Genomic DNA, 16429 nt, shown 5'->3' with positions numbered 1-16429 from the left:
ACTGCATCAGGGATTTTCGTGGCGGGTTTATTACGGGTCATGCAAGGTTCTATCTGATTGCACCACCGGAACAAGGTGCGCATGGAGACTTCAAAATGGGCACTCGTTTGTTCAAAAGTCAACGAATGCTTGTCTTTGTATGCCAATACTCTTTTTCGAAAATCTAAGCTGTAGCCCATCTCATTTTATGCCTTGTCATCTTAGGTTTAGATATTATGTCATATTGATATGATTTAGCTATATCTGAGTCAGGAATTGGCGGACGATTTAGCCAAAAGCGGTGTCACTTTCATCACGAAAAAACGGCGTAACATGAAAGCCTGTATGCAAGCTGAGTGGGATAAGATAATGTTAAAAAAGCGTTTTATCATTGAAACGATTAATGGACAATTAAAATTAATTTCTCAGATAGAGCATTCTCGCCACCGAAGTATAAGAGGATTTATGTTGACCGTTTTAGGTGGACTGATCGCTTACTGCCTTAAATTGAAAAAACCATCACTGGAAGTTTTCTATTCAGAAGACGCTGTTCCAATGATGGCTTAAGCAGAATTCGGGTTAATTAACCAAAATTTAATGTGCTTTCCCTTGTTCGATACCAATACCCGTTTGAGAACGAATAAACTGGTTGCGGAACATTTCTCTTGCCTGCATTCCTTGTGCGGAAGTGTCGGTAATTGAAGATAACCAAGTCCCGATAAATGCTATAAACATGGAAAATAAAGCAGGATATTCATAAGGATAAATAGGTTTATCATGACCAAGAATACTAACCCAGATCGTAGGGCCCAGGATCATTAATACAACTGCTGTCAGTAATCCCAACCATCCACCAACTAATGCTCCGCGTGTAGTCAGCTTGCTCCAGTACATTGACAATAAAATGATAGGGAAATTACAACTTGCGGCAATGGAAAAAGCTAAACCAACCATAAAAGCAATGTTTTGTTTTTCGAACAAAATACCCAAGCCAATAGCAACTAACCCCAGAATAACGACAGTAATTTTTGAAACTTTTAGCTCATCTCGCTCATTAGCTTGTCCCCGTTTAATCACATTGGCATAGAGGTCATGAGATACTGCGGAAGCGCCTGCCAATGTTAACCCTGCTACTACAGCTAAAATAGTGGCAAAAGCAACAGCAGAGATAAAACCAAGGAAAAAATCACCGCCAACGGCATTTGCCAGATGGACAGCAGCCATATTTGTACCACCAATTAATGCACCAGTGGCATCTTTGAATGAAGGATTGGCGCTGACTAGTAGAATTGCACCAAATCCGATAATAAACGTCAGGATATAAAAATAGCCGATAAAGCCGGTTGCATAGAAAACACTTTTACGGGCTTCTTTAGCATCACTGACGGTAAAAAACCGCATAATAATATGGGGTAATCCTGCCGTACCAAACATCAATGCCAATCCTAGAGAGAGGGCAGAGATAGGATCAGAGACCAATCCTCCAGGGCTCATAATGGCAGGCCCAAGAGAATGTACTGCAATGGCCTCTTTAAACAGGGTATGAAAATTGAAATTAACCGTTTTCATGACCATTAGCGCCATGAATGTTGCTCCTGCCAGCAACAAAACTGCTTTAATAATCTGAACCCATGTTGTCGCCAGCATTCCGCCAAACAATACATAAAGCACCATCAAAATACCGACCAAGACAACAGCGACGTAATAATTCAATCCGAATAGCAATTCGATCAGTTTTCCAGCTCCGACCATCTGAGCTATTAGATATAACGCAACAACAACTAACGAACCCATTGCGGATAAGGTACGGATAGGTCGTTGTTTCAGCCGATAAGAAGCGACATCAGCAAAGGTATAACGCCCCAAATTTCTTAATCTTTCGGCAATGAGGAATAGAATAATTGGCCAGCCAACGAGAAAGCCAATGGAATAGATCAGCCCATCATAACCAGAGGTATAAACTAACGCTGAAATTCCCAGAAATGAGGCGGCTGACATATAGTCACCTGCTATCGCCATACCATTCTGAAAACCAGTAATACGCCCGCCAGCAGTATAGTAATCTGAGCGTGAAATAGTCCGCTTTGAAGCCCAATAAGTAATACCAAGGGTTAACCCGACGAATAACAGGAACATGATAATTGCCTGAATATTCAAAGGTTGTTTTTCTACATTACCTGAAATGGCATCTGCTTGGGCTAGGATGGGCAAGAGGGAGAAAAATAATAATACGATTTTTTTCATTTGCTCACCTCGCTGAGAATAATTGACGTCAGACGATCAAACTCACCATTAGCCCTGACCACATAAATGCCGGTCAGTATAAAAGATATGAAGATGATCCCAATTCCTACAGGAATTCCCCACGTCATACTGGTATTTTCATTAAGTTGGGTTCCAAGCCATTCAGGAGCAAAAGCAATAAGGAAAATAAAACCCACATAAAGCACTAACATAATGATGGATAACAGCCAGGCAAAACGCCCTCGCTTCTTAACTAACTCCTTAAAGCGTGGATTATTTTCAATCTCTTGATAAATGTCGTCACTCATTGGAGTATCTCCTTGCTGATTTTAAACGTTACACCTTAAGCCATCTTATGAAATGCCAGATATTGATAGCCTTATCAAAGGAATTTTTGATGATTAGTCACGTTCCTGTACGGCTTCATACTTTTGGTGATACGTTATTCAAGCCGCCTTGCGGGCGGCGCATATGTATTACGACATGTTGATGGATTGTTTTTCTTCTAGCAGTTTTTCAACAACTCCCGGATCGGCCAGCGTGGAGGTATCTCCTAAGTTGCTGGTATCACCAGAAGCAATCTTGCGCAAAATACGTCGCATAATCTTTCCGGAACGCGTTTTGGGCAGAGAATCTGTCCAATGAAGGATATCGGGTGTTGCAATTGGACCGATTTCTTTACGAACCCAATCTCTGACCGCGGTATACAGTTCAGGGGAAGGCTCTTCACCATGAACTAGCGTGACGTAGGCGTAAATAGCTTGTCCTTTGATATGATGAGGGATGCCAACAACGGCGGCTTCAGCGATTTTTGGGTATGCAACCAGAGCTGATTCAATTTCTGCGGTTCCCAAACGATGGCCTGAAATATTCAGAACATCATCAACCCGACCGGTGATCCAGTAATAGCCATCTTCATCACGTCGAGCTCCATCACCACTGAAATACATTCCCTTGAAAGTGGAAAAATAGGTTTGTTCAAAACGCTCATGATCACCATATAAAGTTCGTGCCTGCGCTGGCCAGGAATCCGTGATAACAAGGTTGCCTTCACTCACACCCTCTAAAATTTCACCGGAATTATCAACCAATGCTGGATTAACACCAAAAAATGGCAGAGTAGCTGAGCCTGCCTTGAGATCGGTAGCTCCTGGTAGCGGTGTGATCATGAATCCGCCCGTTTCGGTTTGCCACCATGTATCTACAATAGGGCATTGACTGTTGCCTATTTTTTTATAGTACCATTCCCATGCTTCTGGATTAATGGGTTCACCCACAGAGCCCATAATGCGCAATGACGTACGCTTAGTACCTTCTATGGCTTTATCACCTTCGGCCATTAATGCCCTGATGGCAGTTGGCGCAGTATAAAGAATATTAACTTTATGCTTATCAACAACCTGACAGAGACGGTTAACTTCAGGATAGTTGGGAACACCTTCAAACATTAAAGTTGTGGCACCGCAAGACAGAGGCCCATATAGCAGATAGCTATGTCCTGTTACCCAGCCTATGTCGGCTGTACACCAGTAAATTTCCTCAGGGCGATAGTCAAACGTGTACTTAAACGTTAAAGATGCGTAGACTAAATAACCGCCTGTCGTATGCAGGACACCTTTAGGTTTACCTGTAGAGCCTGAGGTATAAAGAATGAATAATGGATCTTCGGCACCTATCTCTTCAGCGGGACATTCAGCACTAACACTCTCGGTCAGCTCATGCCACCATAAGTCACGACCGTTATTCCAGTTTTTAATATTTCCGGTACGTCTGAAAACAACCACATTAGTCACACTAGTAACATCAGAATTGTTCAGAGCCTCATCAACATTTTTTTTCAATGGGATTGTGCGACCCGCTCGCAAGCCTTCATCTGCGGTAATCACGAGTTTAGCGTTGGAATCGATAACTCGGCCAGCGATGGCATCAGGAGAGAAACCACCAAAAATTACGGAATGGATCGCGCCGATACGGGCACAGGCTAACATTGCAACGGCGGCTTCTGGCACCATTGGCATATAGATAGCAACAACATCGCCTTTTTTGATCCCCTGTTTTTTCAACACATTGGCAAATTGGCAGACGTCATGATGTAATTCTCGATACGTGACATGGCGGGACTCTGCGGGATTATCTCCTTCCCATATAATGGCAGTTTGATCACCACGCTCTTGCAAATGGCGATCAAGACAGTTGGCACTTAAGTTCAGGGTGCCATCTTCAAACCAGCGGATGCTGATATGCCCAGGATCGAAAGAAGTATTTTTGACCTTGGTGTAGGGCCTAATCCAGTCAACAACTTTACCTTTTTCCCCCCAGAAGCCTTCTGGGTCTTGAACTGACCTTTGATAGTCTTGTAGGTACTGTTGCTTGCTTATCAGGGCCGTATCTGCAATATCAGCAGGAATAAGATGCTTGATTATTTGAGTCATATTTTTATCTCCTTGCAATTGTTAATACTATGTCAAAACAAGGTTAACTAAAGTGTAAAAAGCATTTTTGTTTCTTTTTTGCGCGGAAGATCACGCAATAAAGAGCGTGAATTTTATGGAATGATCATTTAATGCTGTAGATTTAAGCAAGACTAAGTAATGAGTTTATTATCTTTATTGGTTTTATATGCTGTTATTTCGGTTTTTTATTGGTATTTTTATCTAGGTAGAGACATGAAACATGAACGTATAGAGGAAACCATAGTAATAATATGGAATTGATAATCATTTTCATTATTGTTCAATTCACTATAATAATCATACTGTTCACAAGGTGTGAGCTTTATATATTCTAAATTCTAAACAACTGGAGATATGATATGAGCCATTCATTGCCTTCTCTACCTTACTCCTATGATGCGCTAGAGCCTCATTTCGATAAACAAACGATGGAAATTCACCATACTAAACACCATCAGACGTATGTCACTAACACGAATACTGCTCTGGAAGCCTTTCCAGAATTAAGCAAACTTGATATTGATGATCTTGTCCAGCAGCTTGATAAAATTCCAGCCGATAAACGCAATTTTATTCGCAACAATGCGGGTGGTCACTCAAACCACAGTCTGTTTTGGAAAGGCTTAAAATTAGGTACAGTATTGGATGGTGCCTTGAAAAGCGCAATTGAACGCGATTTTGGCAGTATCGACAGCTTCAAAGAAAAATTTGAACAAGCGGCAGCAACTCGTTTTGGCTCTGGCTGGGCATGGTTGGTACTGAAAGAAGATGGCAAACTTGCTGTTGTTTCAACAGCTAATCAGGATAGCCCACTAATGGGTGAAGAGATAGCTGGTGCTTCTGGCTACCCGATTGTTGGTCTGGATGTATGGGAGCATGCTTATTACCTGAAATATCAGAATCGCCGCCCTGATTACATTAAAGCATTTTGGCATGTAGTAAACTGGGATGAAGCGGCAAAACGCTACGAAGAAAAAATGAAATAATCCATCCATTATTTTTACAAGAATGCTGGTCATAGCAATGACCAGCATTTTTATTGCCTGCAATCTTGGCTATTATGCCAGGATAATACTTATTCATCTTCACTAGCTTATTGAGAGGGAATAAACATGTATTATCCACAAATATATAGAGGCAAAATATCATCGTCAGAAACATTGGGTTTCAGTGCGATCAATAAACTGGTGGTGAATGGTCGTTTACAGCTAACTTCTCTTGGGCTAGAAGGCGATGAACAAGCGGAAACTCGTTTTCATGGTGGAGTTGATCGGGCGCTTTGTCATTATCCAAGAGAGCATTACCTATTTTGGAAAAGGCAATTTCCTGACTTGATGGAATTATTAGTCTCTCCCTTATTTGGTGAGAATCTATCTACAGAAGGAATGACAGAAGATAATGTTTATATTGGTGATATTTTCCAATGGGATGAAGCTCTGATTCAGGTCACTCAACCACGCTCTCCATGCTATAAACTCAATTTTATTACAAACATCAGTGAGTTTGCTGTAATGATGCAAAATAATGGGCGTTGTGGTTGGTTATATCGTGTTATCTCTCCTGGCTTAGTTAGTGCTGGTGAACCGATAAAACTGTTAAGCCGCAATAGCGATGTTTCTGTTAAGGAAGCCATTTCCATTGCTTTTCATAATCCATACGATGAAGAGTTGTATCGTCGCTTAATGGGCACTGCTGGATTATCTGCCAGTTGGAATCTGACGATGCAAAAACGTATATTGCATGGAAGAATTGAGGATTTTAATCGTCGTTTATTCGGTAAGTAACGGAATTTCTATGCCAAAGGGGGAAATATACCCTTTGGCATTCACATAAGAACGGCTGTTACGGGTGAGCGATCAAACCTACCACTTCATAGACTTTATCCAAGGTTGCCTGAGCACGAGCCTGAGCCTTGGCCGCACCTTCTGCCATGATTTGGTTAAGCAAGGCTTCATCGTTACGGAAGTGGTGGAAACGTTCTTGTAAGCCTGTCAACATTTCACTTACGGCATCTGCAACAGCCCCTTTCAAATGGCCGTACATTTTACCCTCAAACTCGGCTTCTAATTCAGGAATAGTTTTACCTGTTACACCCGCGAGAATATCCAGTAAGTTGGAAACGCCTGGTTTATTTTCCTGATCGTAACGTACGCAAGGTGGTTCATCAGAATCGGTAAGCGCACGTTTAATTTTCTTGACGACGGATTTAGGGTCTTCCAGCAGAGCAATGACGTTATTGCGGTTATCATCCGACTTCGACATTTTCTTGCTCGGATCTTGCAATGACATCACACGGGCGCCACCTGTTGGAATAAATGGCTCTGGAACAGTGAAAATATCGCCGTATAAAGCGTTAAACCGCAGCGCCAAATCGCGGGTTAATTCAAGGTGCTGCTTCTGGTCAATGCCTACAGGGATCTGATTGGCCTGATAAAGCAAAATATCAGCAGCCATGAGAACCGGATAATCAAACAAGCCAGCATTAATATTTTCTGCATGGCGGGCTGATTTATCCTTGAACTGAGTCATGCGGCTAAGTTCACCGAAATAAGTGTAGCAATTCAGCACCCAGCTTAACTGGGAATGTTGTGGAACATGTGACTGAACGAAGATGGTGCTTTTCTTTGGGTCAATACCACAGGCAAGGTAAAGTGCCAGCGTATCCAACGTGCGTTTTTTCAGTTCATTGGGATCTTGACGCACAGTAATGGCATGCTGGTTAACGATGCAATAAATGCAATCATATTCATCTTGCATTTTAACCCACTGACGTAACGCCCCCATATAGTTACCGATGGTCAATTCACCGGAGGGTTGTGCGCCGCTGAATACAATAGGTTTTTGGGAGTTTGGTTTCATTGCAGTGGGTTCATTCATTTTATTAATCTTCCTGTATTTTTAGACCGGATAATGGTTTCAAAGTGGATAGTCCAATAGTTGGGAGTAAATCCGAAAAATGGTTCAATACATAATTTGGATGGCTTGATGCTATCGATTCGCCGTAGTTATATCCATAGGTTAAGCCAACACACGGGCAACCAGCGGCTTGTGCTGCGTAAATATCATTACGGGAATCGCCAACAAAAAGCAATTCTTCTTTATGCAAACCAAACATACCCATTGTTAGATAGAGTGGGGCGGGATGAGGCTTTTTCTCTTTAACATCGTCACCGCCCAGTACCAATGAAAAGTATTCACTGATACCGAGTGATTCCAGTAATGGAGCAATAAAAGGAGTTGGTTTATTCGTAACAATCGCCATTGGCAAATTGTGTTTTACCAGTTCTGCTAACGTCTCTTTTACCTGGGGAAACAGTTGGCTGCCTGTGGTTACGCTAGTTTCATAAAATTTATCAAACAGCGTACGTGTTTCGCGATGCAATTCGGCAGACAGTTCTGCACCAGCCCACTTTAATGCGCGTTCAACCATAACATCAGCACCATTGCCTATCCAGACAGCAACGCGCTCTTTGCCCGCAGCGGGTAAGCCTTTGGCAACCAGAGCCTGATCTAAAGCATCAGCCAAACCACTTGCACTGTCTACCAGGGTGCCATCCAAATCAAATGCAATGGCTCGAATTCCTTTTACGACGTCGTTTTTCATTATGCGACCTTCGATAATTCGCGGCGCATCTCATCAATAACCGCTTTATAATCTGGCTGGCTGAAAATAGCAGAGCCAGCAACGAACATATCTGCGCCAGCCTGAGCCGCCTTTGCAATATTGCTGGGTTTGATGCCGCCATCAACTTCGAGACGGATATCGTATCCACTGTCATCAATGATTTTGCGTACCTGACCCATTTTTTTCAGGGTTTCTGGAATGAAAGATTGACCGCCGAAACCGGGATTAACAGACATCAACAGAATTACATCCAGCTTATCTAATACGTAATCAAGATAGCTAAGAGGCGTTGCCGGATTAAAAACCAAGCCTGCTTTACAGCCATGCTCCTTGATAAGTTGCAGTGTGCGATCGATATGCTCACTAGCTTCAGGATGGAAAGTGATATAAGTTGCCCCAGCCTTAGCAAAATCAGGAATGATACGATCAACGGGTTTTACCATCAGGTGAACATCAATTGGCGCTGTAATGCCATAATTGCGCAGTGCCTGACAGACCATTGGACCAATCGTCAAATTTGGCACGTAATGGTTATCCATGACATCAAAATGCACAACATCAGCGCCTGCTGCCAAAACCTTAGCGGTATCTTCACCTAATCGGGCAAAATCTGCGGATAGAATGGATGGGGCAATCAGAAAGTCTTTCTTCATTGTTATCTTCTCCAATTCATTGTTTTATCCCCTGTTATTTCTGGGGCTGGAAACCTCAATCACTTCTGGCAGTATAACGCCAAAAGTTCATCAACTTTACTACGGGCAAGAATATTTCTACTTATTGTCCGACGGGCTTTAACAATGTAAAGGGAAGCATGATGATACCACTCCCGTGTCATCGGCGTGTCATGATTAGAGATAAGCACCGGAATACCTTTTTGAGACGAGATATGGTAGGCGATATGCGCCAGATTTTCCTGATCGAGAAGGTTAAAACTATTTGTATGGTAGGCTGTAAAATTAGCCGTAGCCGAAAGTGGGGCATACGGGGGATCACAATAAATCACCGAGCCCTTTGAGGCATTGTTTAATGCTATTTCGTAATGTTGGCAGATAAAAGTCGCTTTTTGAGATTTTTCTGCAAACCAGTAAAGCTCATCTTGAGGAAAATAAGGCTTTTTATAGCGCCCAAAAGGCACGTTAAACTCACCTCGTGAGTTATAGCGACAAAGTCCGTTATAGCAGTGGCGGTTCAGGTAAAGAAACAGCATACTGCGGCGAAAGGGATCTTTGCTTTTGTTGAACTCTTCTCTCAGGCGATAGAAGTTTTCGGCAGTGTTGAACTCCGATGAAAATAATGGACGGACATGATGAATAAATTCATCTGCACGAGATTTTACGGCATTATACAAGTTGATCAGATCGTTATTGATATCTGACAAAATGTAAGAATCATAATCGGTATTGAGAAATACCGAGCCTGCGCCAACAAATGGCTCAATCAAGCAATCTCCCTCTGGCAGATGATGTTTAATATCATCTACCAAGGGGTATTTTCCACCGGCCCATTTTAAGAAAGCGCGTTTTTTTTTCATGCCGTCAAATTAGTTATTCAATAATTTCAGAGTCGCAGATTGTACTCTGTTTAGGACAGCATATCAGCGCCTAATCAAAATAGTTTTATTTTTTCAGATCTTGCTGAACTTGTTGTAATTTTCTGACCCAAGGTTTTTTGGCCTGAACTTCAGCAGGGAGTGAAGCAATGGCTTTTTTAGCATCAGAAACAGAACTGTAATCACCGTAGATCAAGATAAACCATGTTTTGCCATCGCGCTTGGTTTCATAAACCTTGTGATTAGCAAGGTTATTTTTTTTCGCGAAGGCGGTTAAGGTATCAGAACGGCTGGCACTACTCAATTGTAGTGTGAATTGGTTTGCTGGTGCTTTCAGCAGATCACCACCAGCATCGGTGCTCTTTTTATTAGCCTGATGGTGACTAGTCGCTTTGGCGTAATTCCCTTCTCTAGCCTGATTTTCTGTTTTAGGTTTTTCTATTTTCGGTGGTGTAACTTTTGTTGGTGCAACCTTCTCTGGTTTGTTTGGTTCAGCAGGAGGTATTACTGCTGGCTTAGTGGGTTTAACTTGTGGTTGTGTCAGATTGTTTTGCACAGAATTATTAATGTTACTTTGTTGTTGATTCAAAGCATCAGAAATATCACCCGGCAACTCTATGCGCTGGTTATAGCCACCAGTTCCAGTTGCGGGGGGAAGATCTTTGCTTGGTGTACTACTAATGGGCGGTGGACTGATTTCACGTGCGCCATGCATTGTTGGCTCTGACGGGGTTTCTGGCTCGCTGCCAGGGGAATGGGAAGAAAGCGGAGAGGAACCAGAAAGGTTAATACTCTTTTCCACCGCATTTTGCTGTGATTGTTGTTTTTCATGCTCAGTGGGTGATTTTAATGCAGAGCTGATAGCAATAATCAGAAGCAAAAGTACCAGAATGCCAACACCGATCATTATTTGCTGGCGGGATATTGTGAGCTTAGGTTGATTGAATTGGCTTCTGGAGCGCTGAGGGCTGCGATCAGAAGTATCTGGCTTTAATTCATTTTCTGTTTTTTGTTTGTTTTCTGATTTTAATTCGTCCATATGCCCTCCCAACAGAGATAGTTCTGCCAATTATTAATGAAGAGGTTTGGCAGTCTGACCTAACTAAAACCAATGATGCTTTATTTGATAATGTAGCTGTTGTATAGCATAACAGCTAGAGAATAATTCATCATGCCGCTTTATATTATCAGCGCAAATTTTGTCATATCCAGAAATTCCCTTCATCTTCCAAATTTCAGCCTGGCAGCAAAACTCACTGCCAGAGCAATAAGTTGGAATTAATTAGAGAGTATCTGTCCCTAGTGGGGGGATGGCTGAGATAGACGAATGGCAGCCGAAATAACGTCTTTCTCAATATCAGAACGAAGTTTTGCTTCCCCGATGGCTGTCGGTAGTACCAGATGCAGTTTTCCGGCAGACACTTTTTTGTCACGCATCATGTGAGGTAAATAGGTATTAGGGGACATAGCTTCAGGGCCATTAATCGGTAATTTTGCGCGTTCCAGCAGGCGGATGATCCGTTGAGTGTCTTGTTTTGAGAATGTGCCGACCAGTTCAGATGCTCTGGCAGCCATCACCATACCCGCCGCAACGGCATGACCATGTAGCCAGACACCATAACCCATTTCAGCTTCAATCGCATGTCCAAAGGTATGACCGAGATTTAACAGTGCACGCATCCCACTGCGTTCTTGTTCATCAGCCGCGACAACCAATGCTTTAAGTTCACAGCAACGACGGATGCAATAGGCCATTGCCTGACTGTCGAGGGCCAGTAATTTCTCAATATTCTCTTCAAGCCAGCTAAAGAATTCGCCATCCAGAATGATGCCGTATTTAATCACTTCAGCCAGACCTGAATATAACTCTTGAGCAGGTAATGTTTTCAGACAATTGAGATCGACAATAACCGAAGCTGGCTGGTAGAAAGCGCCTATCATGTTTTTGCCGAGGAGGTGGTTGACTCCTGTTTTTCCACCGACGGAAGAGTCAACCTGAGAGAGCAGTGTGGTGGGTACCTGGATGAAACGAACGCCGCGTTGATAGCTAGCAGCAGCAAACCCCGTCATATCACCGATTACACCACCACCAAGAGCGATAAGCGTTGTGTCACGACCATGATTATTTTCCAGCAAGGCGGAAAATATATCGTTGAGCACAAAAAGCGATTTGTGCTGTTCACCGTCAGGCAAAATAACTTCATTTACCCGAAGATCCATTCTCTGCAATGTGGATTTCACCTGTTCAAGATACAGGGGGGCAAGGGTTTCATTGGTCACTATCATGACCTGTTGACCTGCTTGCAGAGGCTTGAATGCCTCACTGTCAGAAAATAGCCCTTCGGCTATGGTAATTGGATAGCTTCTTTCACCTAACGTAACAGCCACTTGTTCCATATCAGCTTTCGCCTTATCGTTTGCCGCTATGCGGACTCGCTATAATCAGTTTTTTTCCAGTAACTCAATGATTTGGTTAGCAACGACTTTGGCGCTTTGCTCATCTGTGCGAATAGTCACGTCAGCAATTTCCTCATAAAGAGGATTGCGCTCATCAGCCAAATTCTCTAAAACTTCTCGTGCTGGTGCTTCAACTTGAAGTAAAGGGCGTTTTTTATCGCGCTGAGTACGAGCCAACTGTTTTTCGATGGTTGTTTCTAAATAGACGACCACACCACGGGCAGACAGGCGATTGCGGGTTTCTTTTGATTTAACAGATCCCCCTCCGGTAGCCAATACGATGCCTTGTTTTTCAGTCAGTTCGTTAATTATTTTTTCTTCGCGATCGCGGAAGCCTTCTTCGCCTTCCACATCAAATACCCAGCCCACGTCAGCTCCGGTACGTCGCTCAATTTCTTGATCAGAGTCGTAAAACTCCATATTGAGTTGCTGAGCTAACTGACGACCAATAGTGCTTTTGCCGGCACCCATAGGCCCAACCAGAAAGATATTGCGTTTCTCTGCCATGTTTTTGGTATTCTAAGACTGTTTGTTAATGATAACCCGCCCCGCCAATCAGATTAGCCACGGGACCTAAACTGAAACCTCATGAGTGAGAATGTGAGATCAGATAAGAAAATTATCTCAGCACATCAGCCTGTATTGCAACTATATAAATCTGGCACGAACCTGAGCCATCAGATTTATGTTTTTACTGGCCGATTGAGAGCCTACTGTATCTACCTGTCATTTTCCAAATTGTTGCTGTGCTGCAATTCGAAATCTATTGGGTATGGACTCCTGCTTGTGACGTTAGATCTGCTCACTCAATTAGTTAATCCTTGTATGCTAAATTACTCTCAGCGTCAAATCCATAAATAGGTCAGGCTAAGAAAAACAGTAGGTTATTTGCCAGAAAAAACACAGTTATTGTTATTAATTTATTGATTTACATTTGATATTTTTTAATTGATTAAATATCAATCAGTTGAGGTGTGATAAAAATGACGAGTTCTCGGCGGCTATGTTGCTCTCCTTTTTGGTTAAATAATGCCCCCAATAGGGGAATGTCGGACAGATAAGGAACTTTTTGTAAACTTGCGGTTTTTTTCTGTTGAAAAATCCCTCCAAGAATCAAGGTTTCTCCATTTCTGATCGTAACTTGCGTTATTATCTCTTGTTTATCAATAGCCAGATTTTCATTTCCTCCTTGATTGATGGAAAAACCAGGGGCGTTCTGGCTGATTTTTAGCGCGAGCCGGATTTTTCCTTGCCTTAAAATATGGGGAGTAACTTCCATACCCAATACTGCCTCTTTAAATTGGACAGTTGTTTTATTCTTGTTCTGAATAATATAAGGAATTTCAGAACCTTGCTTGATACTGGCTGCTTGCTGGTGTGAAGCGGTTAGCCGTGGGCTGGCAATGATATCGAGCTGGTTTTCCTGCTCTAGTGCGCTGAGTTCTAACTCTAACAAATTTGCGTGAATGCGGGCGGTATTCAGTACCAACCTATGGCGCTGGTTGCCGGCAGGTTGATGTAGATTTAAGCGGTTTAGACCTATTGATTGATTATGTGGATCGGCGTTTACTCCCCAGTGGAGCCCCAATTCATGCAGGGCTTCCCTACTGCTGGTAACAATATGGGCGGTAATCTGTACTTGTTGTTGTGGAGTATCGACTTCTTTCAGCCAGTTTTTGATACGGGTAATAGCATCAAATTTATCTTCCAGGATCAGACTGTTGGTTAAGGGGTCATGTTCAACCTTTCCCCATTTTGTCAGCAGCGCAGGGTGATTTTGCTGTAATTGTTCAGCTACTTGCCCTGCATCGGCGTATTGCAAAGTAATTGCCTGATATTCGATCTCTTGTTCTTGCTCATTTTGCTCTGTTGGAGACAAATCAGTTTTATCCTCCATTGCAGATATAGGAGGCTGGAACGGATCTCTTATTGGCATGTCAAAATTTGGCTCTTCTCCGGTAAAACCGAATAGGGGGAATAAGAGACAGATTAGGAGAATCAAAGGATAGCGGTTCATGATTTCTCCTCATCTGCAAAAACGAGGCGAACCATTAGGTTATCGTCGGTGGGAGTAATTGTGATGTGCTTAATCAGTAACGGTGGTTGCAACTTTTGAATTTCATTCAGGAAATGGAGAAATTGGCCGTAATTGAGTGACAACATGATATGCCAGAAAACATGTTCATTTTCTTTGTGGATTTTCCACTCCATTAACTGGCTGCCAGAGTGAGTCAGCGGTATATGCAGTTGTTTGAGTATGGTCGTATTTTGGGACGGAATATTTTTTGAGGATGAGGGATAGCTGTTTTGGGCAAGGCTTGTGGTCATGTGCTGGATCTGCTGTTGAGTTTCAGGCAGGGATGGTAGTGCAGCAAGCCTTTGCTCAGATAGTACTGCATTGTGTTGCTGTTGCTTAATATCGCTCTGGAGGGTATGAATTTCATGCCGATTTTTCTGCCAGACCAAAAAGTAGAATCCCAACAGCAGTGAGATGATGAGCAATTGTTGCAAGATAAGCTGTTGCCAGACAGGGCGATAAAACCATTCAAGATAATTATTTCTCATCGGATTCTCCCATCAACCAATTTGCATCAATGGTAAAGACCTTGAAATGATCTTCTGTCGTGGTCATTTTTCTTAGCTGTACATTGTTAAGCGAAGTATCGTCAGTCAGGTTATCCAACAAATGGGAGATATCTGTATAGTTTTGACTGCGGGCGGTAAAAATTAACTGTCCACTGTCGTCACTAAATGTAGTCAGCCAACTATTTTCTGGTAATAAATGAGGAAGTTGGCGAAATAGTTGTAAATAACGTTGATTCTGTTCCATGAATAGGCGTTTTTTCCGTAATTGTTGTGACAATTGTTGGTGTTGTTGCACTGCTTGATCTGTTGCAGTGATAGTTTGTTGTAATTGCGCTAATTGGTGGGCAATTTCCGCTAATTGTCCGCGATATTGTTTAATCTGGTTTGTTTGTAGCGTAGAAATAAACACCAATACGGTTGCCCACAATATAAGTTGTAAGCAAAGTATTACTCCCCATGTTTGGCACTGACGTTTTAGCCTTTTCTGCCGCCAAGGTAAGAAGTTGACTTGATGCATCACTGATCACCTGGCCTGAGCGCTAAACCTGCGGCAATAATGAATGCATTCGTTTTGTCTGGCAGCGGGGGATGATAGTGGCGGAAGGCCATTAAGAGTTGCCAGATATTGGCCGATTCTGTTGATATTGCTATCGCTTTTACTGATGTCGATTGCTCTTCATCGCTGTAATAAATTGCATAATCTTCTGTTTCTGGAGTCATAGGGAGCTGGTTGATGATTTGGAGTCGATGAGAATCCGGTTGTGAAGCTATCAGGCCATAACCGAAAGGTCGGTTGGCAGGAGCGACCCATAGCCAGTCTGTGATACGTTTGTGAACCAACCAACTGTCGTCAGGCACACCCGCAAGTTTAGCGACATAACGCAATGCACAGGGTGCAATATCAATGGCATCAAGAGATAAATTGATCTCTGCGAACAGATTCAGCCAAAGGTTGAGATCTTTTTGGCGAGTTGCACTGATGCAAATCTGCTGATCATGAACACGATAATCCAACGCCAGCTCACTGACAGGAAATTGTTTTTCAGCATTGGCGTGCACAAACCAGCCAAGTTCTGGCTCCTGCAAAGCCGTATGGTTAGGCAAGGCGATCTGTCGCTGTAAGGTTTGCTGAACAGGGAGTGCTAATCTTAGGCTAATATTCTTAGGTAATATTTTTCTCCATTGCATTAAAATGCGGAGTAATTTTTCGGGATCTTGTAGCCGTCCTCCTGAAATAATCTCGCTGGATAATTGATATTGCCAGCAATGTCGAAGTTGCCAACCATCACGGCGTTTAATGGCGGCAAGAGCGCGAATGTAATGATCTTGGATATCCAGTCCGATATACCATTTAGATGGATACATATAGAGATCTCCTTATCTACTATCAACGAAAACATTAACTTAATGAAAACCTAATGAGACATGAAAGCGGGACTGGTCAAGGTGATATCTATATTTGTACATATGGTTACTGTACATATAGTTACTGCACATATAGTGTTGTACAACCCTTATACTAATCCCTTTATACTA

17 protein-coding genes and 1 pseudogene are annotated in these 16429 nt (G+C 42.6%); 3 read left to right on the top strand and 15 right to left on the bottom strand.

The window, feature by feature from the left end:
* Positions 1-179 (bottom strand): IS630 transposase-related protein (locus Xedl_RS08315; RefSeq protein WP_074023358.1); only part of this gene is annotated, 179 nt, incomplete at its 3' end.
* 61 nt (positions 180-240) lie between these two features.
* On the opposite strand from Xedl_RS08315, the pseudogene Xedl_RS08310 reads away from it, so the two are divergent.
* A pseudogene (locus tag Xedl_RS08310) lies at positions 241-546 on the top strand (transposase); the annotation flags it as partial.
* 27 nt (positions 547-573) lie between these two features.
* On the opposite strand, the gene actP reads toward Xedl_RS08310, so the two are convergent.
* The 3 genes from actP to acs all read right to left on the bottom strand — a co-directional run bounded on the left by actP (position 574) and on the right by acs (position 4655).
* A complete protein-coding gene (actP, locus tag Xedl_RS08305; protein WP_074023349.1) occupies positions 574-2223 on the bottom strand; it encodes a cation/acetate symporter ActP in 1650 nt (549 codons plus the stop codon).
* The gene (locus Xedl_RS08300; protein ID WP_074023348.1) at positions 2220-2531 is read right to left on the bottom strand and encodes a DUF485 domain-containing protein; all 312 of its coding nucleotides are present in this window, start codon (positions 2529-2531) and stop codon (positions 2220-2222) included. The genes actP and Xedl_RS08300 overlap by 4 nt, the downstream gene beginning before the upstream one ends.
* A gap of 168 nt (positions 2532-2699) precedes the next feature.
* Positions 2700-4655: an acetate--CoA ligase gene (acs, locus tag Xedl_RS08295; protein ID WP_074023347.1), complete on the bottom strand. Its 1956-nt coding sequence runs from the start codon at positions 4653-4655 to the stop codon at positions 2700-2702.
* A gap of 380 nt (positions 4656-5035) precedes the next feature.
* Between acs and sodA the strand changes: the two genes are divergently transcribed.
* On the top strand, positions 5036-5662 hold the full coding sequence (gene sodA, locus Xedl_RS08290; protein ID WP_074023346.1) for a superoxide dismutase [Mn]: 627 nt from the start codon (positions 5036-5038) through the stop codon (positions 5660-5662).
* A gap of 126 nt (positions 5663-5788) precedes the next feature.
* Entirely contained in the window at positions 5789-6460 is a 672-nt protein-coding gene (gene yiiM / locus Xedl_RS08285) for a 6-hydroxyaminopurine reductase (RefSeq protein ID WP_074023345.1), read from the top strand.
* A gap of 58 nt (positions 6461-6518) precedes the next feature.
* Here yiiM and trpS read toward each other — a convergent pair whose 3' ends face one another.
* The 11 genes from trpS to pilM all read right to left on the bottom strand — a co-directional run bounded on the left by trpS (position 6519) and on the right by pilM (position 16258).
* Entirely contained in the window at positions 6519-7553 is a 1035-nt protein-coding gene (trpS, locus tag Xedl_RS08280; RefSeq protein WP_074023344.1) for a tryptophan--tRNA ligase, read from the bottom strand.
* A gap of 4 nt (positions 7554-7557) precedes the next feature.
* Entirely contained in the window at positions 7558-8280 is a 723-nt protein-coding gene (locus Xedl_RS08275) for a phosphoglycolate phosphatase (RefSeq protein ID WP_074023343.1), read from the bottom strand.
* Positions 8280-8954, bottom strand: coding sequence for a ribulose-phosphate 3-epimerase (rpe, locus tag Xedl_RS08270; protein ID WP_074023342.1), 675 nt, complete (start codon positions 8952-8954; stop codon positions 8280-8282). The genes Xedl_RS08275 and rpe overlap by 1 nt, the downstream gene beginning before the upstream one ends.
* Before the next feature lie 59 nt (positions 8955-9013).
* Positions 9014-9832, bottom strand: a complete 819-nt coding sequence (gene dam, locus Xedl_RS08265; protein ID WP_074023341.1) for an adenine-specific DNA-methyltransferase — start codon at positions 9830-9832, stop codon at positions 9014-9016.
* Between the two features lie 85 nt (positions 9833-9917).
* On the bottom strand, positions 9918-10889 hold the full coding sequence (locus tag Xedl_RS08260; protein WP_074023340.1) for an SPOR domain-containing protein: 972 nt from the start codon (positions 10887-10889) through the stop codon (positions 9918-9920).
* Between the two features lie 260 nt (positions 10890-11149).
* A complete protein-coding gene (aroB, locus tag Xedl_RS08255; RefSeq protein WP_074023339.1) occupies positions 11150-12247 on the bottom strand; it encodes a 3-dehydroquinate synthase in 1098 nt (365 codons plus the stop codon).
* 45 nt (positions 12248-12292) lie between these two features.
* A complete protein-coding gene (gene aroK / locus Xedl_RS08250; protein ID WP_074023338.1) occupies positions 12293-12814 on the bottom strand; it encodes a shikimate kinase AroK in 522 nt (173 codons plus the stop codon).
* A gap of 445 nt (positions 12815-13259) precedes the next feature.
* The gene (locus Xedl_RS08240; protein ID WP_083600296.1) at positions 13260-14324 is read right to left on the bottom strand and encodes a secretin N-terminal domain-containing protein; all 1065 of its coding nucleotides are present in this window, start codon (positions 14322-14324) and stop codon (positions 13260-13262) included.
* Positions 14321-14872, bottom strand: a complete 552-nt coding sequence (locus tag Xedl_RS08235; RefSeq protein WP_074023336.1) for a hypothetical protein — start codon at positions 14870-14872, stop codon at positions 14321-14323. Before Xedl_RS08235 ends, Xedl_RS08240 begins: the two co-directional genes overlap by 4 nt.
* Complete coding sequence (locus Xedl_RS08230; protein WP_083600295.1) at positions 14862-15410, bottom strand: PilN domain-containing protein; 549 nt, start codon at positions 15408-15410, stop codon at positions 14862-14864. The genes Xedl_RS08235 and Xedl_RS08230 overlap by 11 nt, the downstream gene beginning before the upstream one ends.
* Positions 15410-16258 (bottom strand): type IV pilus biogenesis protein PilM, encoded by an 849-nt coding sequence (pilM, locus tag Xedl_RS08225; protein ID WP_074023334.1) that lies wholly within the window; start codon positions 16256-16258, stop codon positions 15410-15412. Before pilM ends, Xedl_RS08230 begins: the two co-directional genes overlap by 1 nt.
* Between the last annotated feature and the right edge of the window lie 171 nt (positions 16259-16429).

Source organism: Xenorhabdus eapokensis, from assembly GCF_001908105.1.
The sequence above is the reverse complement of the archived record's forward strand: the minus strand, read 5'-3'. Positions and strand labels throughout refer to the sequence as shown.